Below are 13021 nucleotides of genomic sequence, written 5' to 3'. Positions count from 1 at the left end.
CTGACAATCCGGTGCCCGACAGCGTGAGATAGTTTGCTGACATAAACGCTCAGCGAGCGTGAACAAAAATTTAGTGTCGTTTGAGTGATCCGAGCATGGGCAGCATGATCCAAAGTCCGATGACCAGCAGCGCAATGGATACCTGCTTGTCATATCCACCGAAGATGCCCCAACCGAGTTGATAGCTCGCTTCACTAACCAGAAACAAAGCAAGCCATATGCCTACCTTGATCCGCTGGCGCGATGACGGTGGATGTGGATGCCAGTCGCTATCTCGCAATGTCGATAAATGTCCTCGCATCCATTCGCGCTTGGACGCAGCATATTGGGTATCCTTGGCGCGGATGTCGTCGTCATCAGCCCAATGACTTAGTTCCTCCCATGCAGCCTTCTCTCGCTCATCAAGGACTAGCGGGTCGGGTATCGCTCTATCAAGTTCATTTGCGGTAACGTCACCGCCGTCAGCAACCCGCTCAAGCATAGCTATCAGATTTGCGCGGGCAGAAGTCATACTGGCATTATGCACCTGATAGGAATGTCCGCTATATAGGAAGCTGCAAATCTCCTTTTACGTCCGCCATTGGTCGCAACCAGCCCTTACCAAAATCTCAACACCGCCGCCATGGCACCCGCGCCCACAACGCCCGCCAGCAATGCTACCACCATATAACGCCACCCGGCGCCAACGCGGATCAGCCGCACCTCGGCCAGTGGCGGCGGCGGCGGTGCGCCGCCTTTCTCCGGAAACGCCTCCTCGATCCGCTTCACCAGCCCCGGCAGCCGTTGCAGGATGCGCCAGTTCTCGATCAGCGCATCGGCTGCCTTCGCCTCCGGCCCCAGTTCGGACCGCAGCCACTCCTTCACATAGGGTCCGCTCGTCTCCCACAGGTTGATGTCGGGATCGAGCGAGGTCGCCACGCCCTCCACCATCACCATGGTCTTTTGCAGCAGCAGCAAATGCGGCTGGGTCTGCATGTCGAAATCGCGGGTGATGGCGAAGAGGCCATCCAGCATCCCGCCGACCGACAATTCCCGCACCGGCTTGCCGCGCATCGGCTCGCCCACGGCGCGCAGGGCCGTCGCGAACTCCTCGACATTATGATGCCCCGGCACATATTGCGCCTCGAAGTGAATCTCCGCCACGCGTTTGTAGTTGCCGGTGATGAGGCCGTAGAGAATCTCCGCCAGCCACATGCGCGCCCGCCGGTCGATCCGCCCCATGATGCCGAAGTCGATGGCGACGATGTCGCCATTGGGGCAGACGAACAGATTGCCCTGATGCATGTCGGCGTGGAAGAAACCTTCGGCGATCGCCTGCCGCAGGAAGGCGTTGACCAGCCGGGCCGCGATCTCCTTCACATCATGCCCGGCGGCGATCAGCGCGTCCCGGTCGGAAATCTTGATCCCGTCGACCCACTCCATGGTCATGACCTTGCCGCTGGTGCGGTCCCAGTCGATCGCGGGCACGCGATAGCCGGGCATCGCCTCCATCGCTTCGCCGAGTTCGGAGGCCGATGCCGCCTCGCGCCGCAAATCCAGCTCGCGCGCGGTCCAGCGCTTCATGTTCGCGATCACCAGCCGGGGCCGCAGCCGCGCCACCTCGCCGCCCAGCATCTCGACATGGGCGGCCGCCCATTCATAGGTCTGGATATCCCGGTTGAACTGGTCGATGACGCCGGGGCGGATCACCTTCACCGCCACTTCGCGCCCCTCGGCCGTCACCGCACGATGCACCTGCGCGATCGAGGCCGCGCCCACCGGCTCCTCGTCGAAACGGCTGTAGAGCGCCTCCAGCGGCCGCCCGAAACTCTGCTCGATCTGCGCGCGGATGGTGCCGAAGGGCACGGGCGGCAGCGCGTCTTGCAGGCGCAGCAGGTCATTGGCCGCCTCGTCGCCCACCAAGTCGGGCCGCGTCGCCAGCGTCTGCCCCAGCTTGATCGCGGCGGGACCGATGGCCTGGAACGCATCGGCATAGCGCGGCTGCCTGGGCACGCGCGCGCCGAACCGCGCCACCCGCACCAGCCGCCGTACCGGCGCGGGCGTGAAGGGATCGCGCTCGATCCCGGTCAGGGCGCCATGGCGCGCCAGCGTGCGGCCCCATTTCAGCAGCCGCCAGATATGCGTGATGTGGGAAGGCACTTACCGGCTCCCCTCCCGCTTGCGGGAAGGGGCCGGGGAGGGGAAAAACATGTCCAAAGCCATCAAATCTTCCAGCCCGAATGGATCGCGACCAGTCCGCCCAGGATCGGCTCGACCTTCGTCTGGACGAAGCCCGCTTCCCGGATCATCCGCTCGAACTCCGGCATGGGCGGAAAGCGGCGGATCGATTCGATCAGGTAGCGATAGCTGTCCTCGTCATCCGCCAGCAGCTTGCCCAGCTTGGGCACCAGCCGGTGCGAATAGACGTCATAGACATCCGAAAAGCCCGGCCAGGTCGTGGTCGAAAATTCCAGGCAGAAGAAGCGTCCGCCATATTTCAGCACCCGGTGCGCTTCCCGCAACGCCTTGTCGATATGCGTCACGTTGCGGATGCCGAAGGCGATCGTATAGGCGTCGAATTCCCGGTCGCCGAAGCTCAGTTCTTCCGCATTCTGTTCCGACCAGATCAGCCCTTCCAGGCCCTTCTTCCTCGCCCGCTCGACGCCGACGGCCAGCATCTCCGGATTGATGTCGGACACGGTGACCTGCGCCCCAACTTTGTGCATGCGGAACGCAATGTCCCCGGTGCCGCCCGCCATGTCGAGGATCCGTTCGTCCCGGCGCGGCTTCACGCGATTGACGAACTGGTCCTTCCACAGCCGATGCGCGCCCGCCGACATGGCGTCGTTCATCAGGTCATATTTGGACGCCACATTGGAGAAGACGGCGCGGACCATCCCCTGCTTTTCGGCGGCTTCGACATCGCGATAGCCAAAGGAAGCGGTTTCACTCATGGCGGCACGCTCTAGAGCATTTTGAAGCCCGGAGGAAACACCCCAGACGGGCTAAAATGTCCCAGGGCCGCCGCCGCCCGATTTTCTCTGTCCTACAGGCGGCCATCGGCGCTACAGCGGTCGGGTAAGCCTGCGGGAGACCGGCGGCCCCATGCTGTTTTCCACATGGCCATCATATCACCCCTGTCGTGTCACCTATGTCACCCTGATCCGAGCGTCCGATGCCTGAACTTCCCGAAGTCGAAACCACTGTCGCAGGCCTGCGCTCCGTCCTGGACGGCGCCGTCCTCACCCGTGTCGAGCCGCGGCGCGCCGATCTGCGCTGGCCGATCCCGGTCGACCTGCGCCAGCGGCTGACCGGCGCCACCGTCACCGCCCTTTCGCGCCGCGCCAAATATGGCCTGATCGGCACCGACCGCGGCGACACACTGATCTTCCATCTGGGCATGTCGGGCCGCTGGCGGATCGATCCTTCGGAAATCGGCGCTCACGACCATCTGCTGATCGAGACCGGGGCGGGGCGGCTGCTCTCGTTGAACGATCCTCGGCGGTTCGGCTCGCTCGATCTGGTCCGCAGCGATGCATGGGAAAGCTACAACCCCTTTACCCGCATGGGTCCGGAACCGCTCGGTCCCCATTTCGATGCGGCAAGCCTGGCGGCCGCGCTCAAGGGCAAGGCGACCTCGATCAAGGCGGCGCTGCTCGACCAGCGCGTCGTCGCCGGGCTTGGCAACATCTATGTCTGCGAAGCGCTCCACATGGCGGGCATCGCCCCCACGCACGCGGCGGGCAGGATCAGCCGCGCGCGACTCGCCCTGCTGGTCGACTCGATTCGGGCGGTGTTGAGCGCGGCGATCGCCGCAGGGGGATCGACCCTGCGCGACTATGCGCGGCCCGACGGGGAACTGGGCTATTTCTCCAAACAATGGCGAGTCTATGGCCGGGAAGGGGAGCCATGCTCCTGCGGCGCGCTCATTCGCCGCCGGGTGGATGGCGGCAGATCGACCTTTTTCTGCCCGAAATGCCAGAAATAGCGCGGTGCTCAGCAGTTGACGCTCTCCCGCTTCCCCTGTATGGGGCGCACCTTCACGAGAGCCGGTTGGCGATTCCGACAGGCTCTTTTCACGAGATTTGACGAGAACCGAGGACAGTAAATGGCCAATACGCCGCAAGCCAAGAAGCGCATCCGCCGCAACGCCCGCCGCGCCGAAATCAACGGCGCCCGCATCAGCCGGATCCGCACCCTGGTGAAGAAGGTCGAAACCGCCCTCGCCGCCGGCGACAAGGCTGCTGCGGCCACGGCGCTCCAGTCGGTCCAGCCGGAACTCGCCCGCGGCGTCGCTCGCGGCGTCCTGCACAAGAACACCGCGGCCCGCAAGTTCGGCCGCCTGACGAAGCGCGTCAGCGCGCTCGGCTAACAGCCCGCCCGATCATCGTCAGCTCGCCATAGCGCCCGCCCCGCATTCGTGCGGGGCGGGCTTTTCACGTTTCGTTCATGGAACGGTCATTTTTGACAATGCCCGGATTTCCCGCGATTCGAGCGAATTTCCCTTTTCTTCATTTCCGTAAATCACTGAAATATATAGAAAATTTATGAAAGTGGCCTTTTCTGCGGATTTGCTGAGTCAACGGCTTTATTTCACATTTTTGACGTCTCCGGCCCTTGATCCGGCAAAGAAGGCCTGTCTATTTTCACCCTCTGGCCGCCATTCGAATCGAATTTCCGGCGGCCGTCAGAAGGTTAGATGATGCAAGAAGCTTGGGAAGCTGGGGCTTTCCCGAAACGGTTTTCTGCGTCTTGAATTGCTCCTGCCTACAGGGGTGCAGTTGATGGGGGTCGACTGTTTATGAAGGATATTGCGGCAGTGATAGGAAGTTTGAGCGGTCTCGACACGCAGCAAAACGCGCGCCTGGAGACTGCCTGGGCGACCATTCGCGCCGGCCTGCGTCGCGACATCGGCGTGCGCATGTTCGACCAGTGGCTGAAGGCTGCGCAACTGGGCGACTATTGCCCCGAATCGCAGACGCTCGATCTGCTGTTCGCTTCCGACTTCACGGCCAATTTCGTATCCGGCCAGTTTGGCGACCGGCTGCGCATGGCATGGCGCTGCGCCGGAGCGGGCGTGCGAGAGGTGCGGCTTCGACGGGCGCCCAATGCGGTTGGCCCGCGCGTCCTGGAATTGCCGCAGGCCGAAACGCCGCCGGTTCCGGATGCAGCCAGCCTTCCCCAGGCGCCCGCGTCGAATTTTCAGCCGCGCCACAGCTTTGTCGATTTCGTGACCGGCGAGACCAACCATCTCGCCTTTTCCGCGGCTCAGGCAATGGCCGGCGAGAAGCCGCCGCGTTTCAGCCCTCTGTTCATCCATGGCAGCACCGGGCAGGGCAAGACCCATCTGCTGCATGCCATTGCCCAGGCCTTCTCCGCCCATTCGCCTGCGGCGCCGGTGCTCTACATGTCGGCCGAACGCTTCATGATGGAATTTGTGAACGCCATGCGCGCGAACGAGACCATGATGTTCAAGGCGCGGCTGCGGGCAGCCCGTTTGCTGCTGATCGACGACATTCAGTTCATCGCTGGCAAGGGATCGACGCAGGAAGAGTTTCTGCACACGATCAACGACCTGATCGACGCGGGAGCCCGGATCGTCGTCACCGCCGACCGGGCGCCGCAGATGCTGGATGCCATTGACGCGCGTATCCTGTCCCGTCTGGCGGGAGGACTGGTGGCCGATATCCGTCCGGCGGGCCTCGACCTGCGCCTTGCGATCCTGGAAGCCAAGCGCGCGATTGCCGGTGACCCGCCCGTGCCCGACGCCGTGGTGGATTTTCTGGCGCGTTCGATCCGCTCTAATGTCCGCGAACTGGAAGGCGCCTTCAACAAGCTGATCGCCTATGGCCAGCTTACCGGTCGTTCGATCGATCTGGAATTTGCCCAGAGCATGCTGGCGGACGCGGTCCGCGCCAATGCGCGCCGGATCACGGTGGACGAGATCCAGAAGGTTTGCGCCGCCCATTACAAGATCGATGCGGCGGAAATGCGCTCCAAGCGCCGGGCCCGCGCTGTCGCGCGCCCGCGCCAGGTGGCGATGTATCTGGCCAAGAAGATGACGCCGCGCTCCCTGCCGGAAATCGGACGAATCTTTGGCGGCCGCGATCACAGCACCGTCATTCATGCGGTCCGTACGATCGAGCAGTTGCGGGAAAGCAATCCGGACATCGATGCTGATATCCGCGCGCTCCAGCGCCAGCTCGAAAGCTGACAGGAGCGCGGCTTTGGACTAGGCTTGATGCCATGATCCGACAGTTCGCCCTTTTCCTCGCCGCCTTCCTCACCTTGGCGCCTGCTGTTGCCCAACCGTCGCCGTCTTCCGTGCCGGCTGATGTGCGGGTGGCGCTTGAAACCAGTGCCGGGCGCATACTTGTGGCCGTGCATATCGCCAAGGCGCCGGTAACCGCCGCCAATTTCCTCCGCTATGTCGACCAGAAGCGGTTGGATGGTACCCAATTCTATCGGAGCGTCGGTACGGTCGACTATGGGTTCGTGCAGGGCGGGGCACAGAATGACCCGAAACGCATTCTGCCGCCGATCAGGCACGAGCCGACGACCCAGACCGGTCTGACCCATGATGACGGGGCACTCTCCATGGCCCGTTATGCACCGGGCAGCGCCACGGGCGACTTCTTCATCGTGCTGGGCAGGATGCCGGGGATGGACGCCCATCCCGAAGCGACGGGCGACAATCAGGGCTTTGCCGTTTTCGCCCATGTCGTCGAAGGCATGGATGTGGTGAAAGCGATTCTGGTGGCACCCAAATCCGCAACTGCTGGCGAAGGCGTGATGAAGGGCCAGATGCTCGAGCAACCGGTAAAGATCCTGTCCGCCCGCCGGATTCCTTGATCCAGGATCATCCTGTCACGATTTCAAAGAAAACCCGGCGATCCACGACCGCCGGGCCATAAGGGGCGAAGCTGGGAGCCGCCCTTTGCGTGGTTGCCTTCAGCCCTTCTTTTCAGGCGGCAGGGTGATCTTCACATTCTCGCCATTCTGGCCGGGGAAGCCCGTGAAGATCGCGTCGATCAGGTTGGGAACCAGATAGGTCAGCTTGTTCGACAGGGACTGCGCCGACGCCTTGCCCTCGAACAGGCGGCGATTGTCGGCGGCGCGGTCGATCTTCATGCTGAGATCGCTGGTATAGACGGTATAGCTGCTGATGTCGTTATAGCCGCCGGGGCCAAACAGCCAGGGATCATAGAAGCCATAACCCCAGGGGCGGCCCCAACGCCCGCGCCAGCCCCAACCGCCGTAGAAGAAGGGATCGGGAGCGCCAATACCGGTGGAACGTACCTTCTCCCGGCCATTGTCGACACCATAGGCAACGCGAACGATCAGGTCGGCACGCGCCGGATCGCCGGCCGCGACATAGCCGGTCTGGGTCAGACGCTGTCCGACCAGATCGGCATAATGCGAAAATTCAAGACCACCGGCGAGACGCGGATCGTCCGCGACGATGGTGAAACTCTGCCCCGCAGGCGCGGGGAGTTGCTGGAAACGAGCGACATCCGCCTTGAAGGAAGTCGCGCAGCCCGACAGCGCCACCAGCGCCAAAGCGGGCGCTGCAATCAGGCTGATCTTGTTGAAACGGATCATTTTTCTGCGTCCTGTATCAGGCACTACGCCTGCGAAACATCTTGCGCCCTGCCATAGCAAAACGCAACTGAACATCGTTTGAACGCGCGAAACGGGCGAACGGGCGCAAACCATGTCCTGCCATCCCTACGACGGCGCGGGCTTGATTATTCCGTCACCGGGAAGGGCAAGACTACGCCTTTCCCGGCGGCTGTGATATTAACGCATCAGGCCCATGGCGTCATAGGCCGCGCGCAAGGTCGGGTCAGCCGCTGCCGCCGCCTTTGCCGCGCCTTTTTCCAGGATCGCGTCGAGCGCCGCGTCGTCCGTGCGCAGTTCCATGAAGCGGGTGCGGATCGGGCGCAGCGTTTCCACCAGCAGTTCGCCCAGCGCAGGCTTGAACGCGCCGAAGCCCTTGCCCGCAAATTCGGCGCAGACGGCGTCGGCGGTCGTGCCGGACAGCGTGGCATAGATGCCGACCAGATTGTTGGCTTCCGGACGGCCCGCCAGCCCTTCTGCCGTTTCGGGCAGAGGTTCGGGATCGGTCTTTGCCTTCTTCACCTTCTGCACGATCGCATCGTCATCGTCGGTCAGGTTGACGCGGCTCATGTCGCTGGGATCGGACTTCGACATTTTCGCGGTGCCGTCGCGCAGCGACATGATGCGCGCCGATTCCCTGGGGATGATCGGATCGGGCAGGGTGAAGAGTTCGACGCCGAAATCGGTGTTGAACTTGGTGGCGATGTCGCGCGCCAGTTCCAGATGCTGCTTCTGATCCTCCCCCACCGGCACATGGGTGGCGTTGTAGACGAGGATATCCGCCGCCTGGAGCACCGGATAGACGAACAGGCCGATCGAGGCGCCCTCGCGATCCTTGCCGACCTTGTCCTTGAACTGGGTCATGCGGTTGAGCCAGCCGATCCGCGCGGTGCCGTTCAGCAGCCAGCACAATTCCGCATGCGCGGGCACCCGCGCCTGGTTGAAGAGGACGGAGCGATCGGGGTCGATTCCGGCGGCGACCAGCGCGGCCGCCATGTCGCGGACGTTGCGGATGCGCTGTTCGCGTCCCTCATGCACGGTGATGGAGTGCATGTCGGCGAGGAAGAAGAAGCATTGCGCATCACCGGTCATCTCATCCTGCATCCGCACCCAGTTGCGGATCGCGCCCAGATAATTGCCCAGGTGCAGATTGCCGGTCGGCTGGATGCCGGAAAGGACGCGCATGTCTTGATCCGTTCTTTACGAGGTTGCACTTTTGCGGCGCATCAGCGCCTTGAGGTCGGACAGCCGGTAGGCGCCTGTCACGAAACAGGCCACGCCGTACAGCGCGATGCCCACACCGACAAGCACGGCCAGCGCCACATAGCGCTTCAGCATCACGCCGCCCAGCCAGGGATCGAGCAGACCCTCGCCCGCATAGAGCGCCACGCCCATGGCGACTGCGGCCAGCGCGAGGCGGGGCAGGCGCCGCCGCAATTGGACGTCGGCGGCGAAATGCCCGCGTCTGACCAGCGTCGAATAGAGCATGGCGACATTGACGGTCGAGGAGAGTGCCGTCGCCAGCGGCGGTCCGACATGGCCCATGCCCACCCGGCCCAGCAGGGGGATCAGCAGGAAGTTGCCAATGATGTTGATGAGGATCGACAGCATCGCATAGCGCACCGGCGTCTTCGTGTCGCCGCGCGCATAATAGCCGGGCGTCAGCACTTTCACGAGCACGTAGGATGGCAGGCCGATGGAAAAGGCCGATAAGGCCCATCCGCAGCGCTGCGCATCCTCGACCGTGAAGCGGCCATATTGGAACAGCCCGCGCACGATCGGTTCGGCCACGGTGATGAAGGCGACGGTGGCAGGCAGGGTCAGGAACAGCGCCAGTTCGATGCCGCGATTCTGGGTGTCCATCGCCACTTGTTCCTGCCCGGTCGAAAGCAGGCGGGATATGGTCGGCAGCAGGATCGTGCCAAGCCCGATGCCGATCAGCCCCAGCGGCAACTGATTCAGCCGGTCGGCATAATAGATATAGGTGATGGAACCCGACGCGAGCAGCCAGCCCGACAGGGCGGTGGAGATCAACAGGTTGATCTGCGACGCGCCCGCGCCCGCCGCCGCCGGGACGATCAGCCGCAGCAATTCCTTCACATCGGCGTCGAAGCGCGGCCGCTTGAGCTTCATCGACACGCCCGCCCGGCGGCAGGCCCAGATCAGCCAGAGCAGTTGCAGCGCGCCGCCCACGGTGACGGAAATCGCCTGTACCCGCGCGGTTTCATATTCGTTGCCGTGGAACAGCCACAGACCCGCGATCATCGCGACGTTGAGCAAGATCGGCGCCGCTGCATTCACCCAGAATTTGTCGAGCGAATTCAATATGCCGCCCAGCAGCGAGGCAAGGCTGATGAGCGCCAGATAGGGCAGGGTGATGCGCGAGAGCATCACCGCGAAGGCGAACTGATCCGCAGTCGGATGCTGCCGGGAAAAGCCGCCTGAAAGCGCCCAGGTGATCGGCCAGGCCGCCGCGATCAGCAGCGCCGTGAAGACGACCAATACCGGCAGCAGCACCGCCAGAGCGCGCTCGGCGAAATGATAGCCTTCCGTGATCCCGCCGGGTCCCGCAGCCTTGCGGTTGAACATCGGAATGAAGGCGGCGGAAAAGGCGCCCTCGGCGAAGAGCGCGCGGAACATGTTGGGAAGCCGGAAGGCGACGCCGTTGAAGGCGTCCGACGCGAAGCCCGCGCCGACATAGCGCGCCGCCAGCGAATCCCGTACCAGCGCGAGCACCCGGCTGGCGAGCGTCAGCCCGCCGACCGAGCCAAGCGCTCGCACCAGTTTCATATCCTAAAACCCCGATCAGCTCAGGCGTGACCGGCCGGTTCGCCCGCGGTCTGCGCCATGGCCTGCGCCTGCTGCACATAAAGGCCGCCGAAATCGATCGGGTCGAGCAGCAGCGGTGGGAAGCCGCCGTCGCGGATCGCGTCGGCTAGCACACGGCGGGCGAAGGGGAAGATCAGGCGCGGCGCTTCGGCCAGCATGAAGGGCTGCATCTGGTCTTCGGGCACGTTGCGCATGCCGAAGATCGCGGCGTAGACCAGTTCGACGGCGAAGGCGGTGCCTTGCGGCGCGGTCGCCTTGACCTCCACCTTCAGCGACACTTCGACGACTTCCTCGCCCACCTTGTCCGCGCCGATATTGAACTGCACGTCGATCTGCGGCTGGTCCTGCCACTGGTAGACCGCCGGTGCGTTCGGGTTTTCGAACGACAGATCCTTCACATATTGGCTGATCAGCGCGATCTGCGGGCCGGTGTCGGCCCCATTGCCGCTGGTCTGGATGATATCGGCTTCCTCGGCCATCTTGTTTCCCTGGGTTATCATTGGCTGGCGGGCGGAATGCCCGCCCGATGTTCGATCCGCGCGCTTAACAGGGTCGACAGGACGGGGCAATGCACCTCGCGCAAAGCGGCCATTTGAATATGCGGGGAAACATGCCTATGTTGGTCGCGTTACAGTTCAAGATTCAGCTCAAAGGGTGCCTGCCCCCGTGTATGTGATCGTCATCCTCGCCATGATTGCCGGTTTCCTGGCGCTTCGGCTCTATTCCGTGCTTGGGAAGCGCACGGGGCATGAGCAGGAGCCGGCCCCCCGTCCGGCAGAGGAACGTGCCAAGGTGACGATCGTTCAGCCTCGGCCGATGCCGGAAATGGCGGGCGATTCGGTGCGTTTGGCCGATGGCCTGATCGCGCCGGGTGGTGAGGCGGGTGTCCGCGCCCTGATCGCGACGGACCGCAGTTTCGATGTGCCCCAATTTGTCGAAGGCGCGAAGGCTGCCTACAAGATGGTGCTCGAAGCCTTTTGGCGCGGCGACCGGCAGGAACTGGAATGGCTTTGCGATGCCGATGTGCTCGCGTCTTTCGAGCAGGCGATCGCCGCGCGCGAAGCTGAAGGGCATGTCCTGGACAATCGTCTGGTGCGGATCGAGAAGGCGCAGATCATCGATGCCAGCGTCAATGGCCGCAACGCGGAGATTTCGCTGCGTTTCGAGGCTGATATCGCGGCCGTGACGCGCGACAGGGATGGGCAGGTCATCGCCGGGTCGCTGACCGATGCTGTCGGCACCAACGACATATGGACCTTCACTCGCGATCTGCGCAGCACGGATCCCAACTGGAAATTGAGCGAGACCGACGAGGCGGCATGAGCCTGCGGTCCCTGGGTGGAACGCGGACGGGGGGAACTCTGGCCGCAGCGTTGCTGCTGTCTGCCTGTGCGGGCGGTGTGATACCGCCCGGTGCGAGCGGTCCGGTCCCCGCGCGACCGCCCCGCGGCGGGGAAGAAACGGCGGCCCGTCCCATCCCGGCGACGCCCCGGCCGACGCTGCCGGTCACGCCTTCCACGACCGTCCCGGCCGATACCGCCAACGCCGTCAGCGTGGGAATTACGCGTGGTCCCGATATCGCGACCCTGATCCCCTCCGGCGAACGTTCCCGCAAGGCGTTGCAGGCCTTCCGCCTGTCCTGCCCGTCGCTGATGAAGCGCGCCGACCAGAGCGGCCTTACCAGCGGATCGGACTGGAACAACGCCTGTGCGGCGGCATCCAGTTGGCCGGAAGCGTCGGCCAGCGAATTTTTCTCCCGCTATTTCGAAGCCGTGCAGGTGGGACCGGGAACGGCTTTCGTCACCGGCTATTATGAACCCGAAATCGCCGGATCGCGAACACGCCAGCCCGGCTATGAGGTGCCGATCTACCGTCGCCCGCCTAATCTGATCGACGTCAATCTCGGCCTTTTCAGCGACAGCCTGAAGGGCAAGACCATTCGCGGCAAGGTGGACGGCAGCAATTTCGTGCCATTTGACGAGCGGGCGCAGATCGTCAATGGGTCGCTGGCTGGCAAGGGGCTGGAACTGGCCTGGGCCGCCGATCCGATCGAATTCTTCTTCCTTCAGGTGCAGGGCAGCGGACGGCTGCGGCTGCCCGACGGCGGCGTGATGCGCATCGGCTATGATGGGCAGAACGGCCGCGACTATACCGGCATCGGCAAGCTGATGAAGGATCGCGGCCTGATCCAGGCCGGGTCGATGCAGGACATCATGACCTGGCTGCGGGCTCATCCGGAAGAGGGCGGGGCGATCATGGACGAGAATAAGAGCTTCGTCTTCTTCCGCGAGTTGACCGGCGCTGGCCCGCTCGGCGCCATGGGCGTGGCGGTGACGCCCGAAGCGACCGTTGCAGTGGACCCCAAATATGTGCCGCTGGGCGCGCCGGTGCTGTTGTCGCTCGACCGCGCCGAACCCAATGGCATCTGGATCGCGCAGGATACCGGAGGCGCGATCAAGGGCGCCAACCGCTTCGACAGTTTCTGGGGAGCGGGTGACAATGCGCGGGCCGTTGCCGGAGGCATGTCGGCCCGGGGCAGCGCGCTGGTCCTGCTGCCGATCGGATCGGCCGCGCGGCTGGGCCAGAACTGATC

13 protein-coding genes are annotated in these 13021 nt (G+C 63.7%); 6 read left to right on the top strand and 7 right to left on the bottom strand.

What is annotated here, in order from left to right; genetic code table 11:
• Positions 1-70 precede the first annotated feature (70 nt).
• The 3 genes from MJ601_RS20180 to MJ601_RS20170 form a co-directional block, all read right to left on the bottom strand.
• Positions 71-511, bottom strand: coding sequence for a hypothetical protein (locus tag MJ601_RS20180; protein ID WP_242130036.1), 441 nt, complete (start codon positions 509-511; stop codon positions 71-73).
• An 86-nt stretch (positions 512-597) separates the two neighbouring features.
• The gene (gene ubiB, locus MJ601_RS20175; protein WP_242130035.1) at positions 598-2139 is read right to left on the bottom strand and encodes a 2-polyprenylphenol 6-hydroxylase; all 1542 of its coding nucleotides are present in this window, start codon (positions 2137-2139) and stop codon (positions 598-600) included.
• A gap of 62 nt (positions 2140-2201) precedes the next feature.
• Positions 2202-2933 (bottom strand): class I SAM-dependent methyltransferase, encoded by a 732-nt coding sequence (locus MJ601_RS20170; protein WP_242130026.1) that lies wholly within the window; start codon positions 2931-2933, stop codon positions 2202-2204.
• A gap of 221 nt (positions 2934-3154) precedes the next feature.
• Here MJ601_RS20170 and mutM point away from each other — a divergent pair, with 221 nt between their 5' ends.
• The 4 genes from mutM to MJ601_RS20150 all read left to right on the top strand — a co-directional run bounded on the left by mutM (position 3155) and on the right by MJ601_RS20150 (position 6831).
• Positions 3155-3967, top strand: coding sequence for a bifunctional DNA-formamidopyrimidine glycosylase/DNA-(apurinic or apyrimidinic site) lyase (gene mutM / locus MJ601_RS20165; protein ID WP_242130025.1), 813 nt, complete (start codon positions 3155-3157; stop codon positions 3965-3967).
• 120 nt (positions 3968-4087) lie between these two features.
• The gene (gene rpsT, locus MJ601_RS20160) at positions 4088-4351 is read left to right on the top strand and encodes a 30S ribosomal protein S20 (RefSeq protein ID WP_242130016.1); all 264 of its coding nucleotides are present in this window, start codon (positions 4088-4090) and stop codon (positions 4349-4351) included.
• A 429-nt stretch (positions 4352-4780) separates the two neighbouring features.
• Positions 4781-6193 carry a chromosomal replication initiator protein DnaA gene (gene dnaA, locus MJ601_RS20155; RefSeq protein ID WP_242130014.1) on the top strand — a complete coding sequence of 471 codons (1413 nt, stop codon included), beginning with the start codon at positions 4781-4783 and terminating at the stop codon, positions 6191-6193.
• Between the two features lie 32 nt (positions 6194-6225).
• The gene (locus MJ601_RS20150) at positions 6226-6831 is read left to right on the top strand and encodes a peptidylprolyl isomerase (protein WP_242130003.1); all 606 of its coding nucleotides are present in this window, start codon (positions 6226-6228) and stop codon (positions 6829-6831) included.
• Between the two features lie 99 nt (positions 6832-6930).
• On the opposite strand, the gene MJ601_RS20145 is transcribed toward MJ601_RS20150, so the two are convergent.
• The 4 genes from MJ601_RS20145 to secB form a co-directional block, all read right to left on the bottom strand.
• Entirely contained in the window at positions 6931-7581 is a 651-nt protein-coding gene (locus MJ601_RS20145; protein ID WP_242130001.1) for a DUF4136 domain-containing protein, read from the bottom strand.
• A gap of 198 nt (positions 7582-7779) precedes the next feature.
• Positions 7780-8784 (bottom strand): tryptophan--tRNA ligase, encoded by a 1005-nt coding sequence (trpS, locus tag MJ601_RS20140; RefSeq protein ID WP_242129999.1) that lies wholly within the window; start codon positions 8782-8784, stop codon positions 7780-7782.
• Between the two features lie 15 nt (positions 8785-8799).
• Complete coding sequence (gene murJ, locus MJ601_RS20135) at positions 8800-10389, bottom strand: murein biosynthesis integral membrane protein MurJ (RefSeq protein ID WP_242129996.1); 1590 nt, start codon at positions 10387-10389, stop codon at positions 8800-8802.
• 20 nt (positions 10390-10409) lie between these two features.
• Positions 10410-10907 (bottom strand): protein-export chaperone SecB, encoded by a 498-nt coding sequence (gene secB, locus MJ601_RS20130; RefSeq protein ID WP_242129994.1) that lies wholly within the window; start codon positions 10905-10907, stop codon positions 10410-10412.
• Positions 10908-11094: 187 nt separating this feature from the next.
• Here secB and MJ601_RS20125 point away from each other — a divergent pair, with 187 nt between their 5' ends.
• Both MJ601_RS20125 and mltA read left to right on the top strand, forming a co-directional pair.
• Complete coding sequence (locus MJ601_RS20125; protein ID WP_242130047.1) at positions 11095-11751, top strand: Tim44/TimA family putative adaptor protein; 657 nt, start codon at positions 11095-11097, stop codon at positions 11749-11751.
• Positions 11748-13019: a murein transglycosylase A gene (gene mltA / locus MJ601_RS20120; RefSeq protein ID WP_242129993.1), complete on the top strand. Its 1272-nt coding sequence runs from the start codon at positions 11748-11750 to the stop codon at positions 13017-13019. The genes MJ601_RS20125 and mltA overlap by 4 nt, the downstream gene beginning before the upstream one ends.
• The last annotated feature ends 2 nt before the right edge of the window (positions 13020-13021 follow it).

The sequence above is a fragment of the Sphingobium trunci genome, assembly GCF_022664535.1.
In the GTDB taxonomy this organism is placed as follows: Bacteria; Pseudomonadota; Alphaproteobacteria; order Sphingomonadales; family Sphingomonadaceae; genus Sphingobium.
Note: the sequence above shows the minus strand (reverse complement) of the source record. Positions and strands in the feature narration are given on the sequence as shown.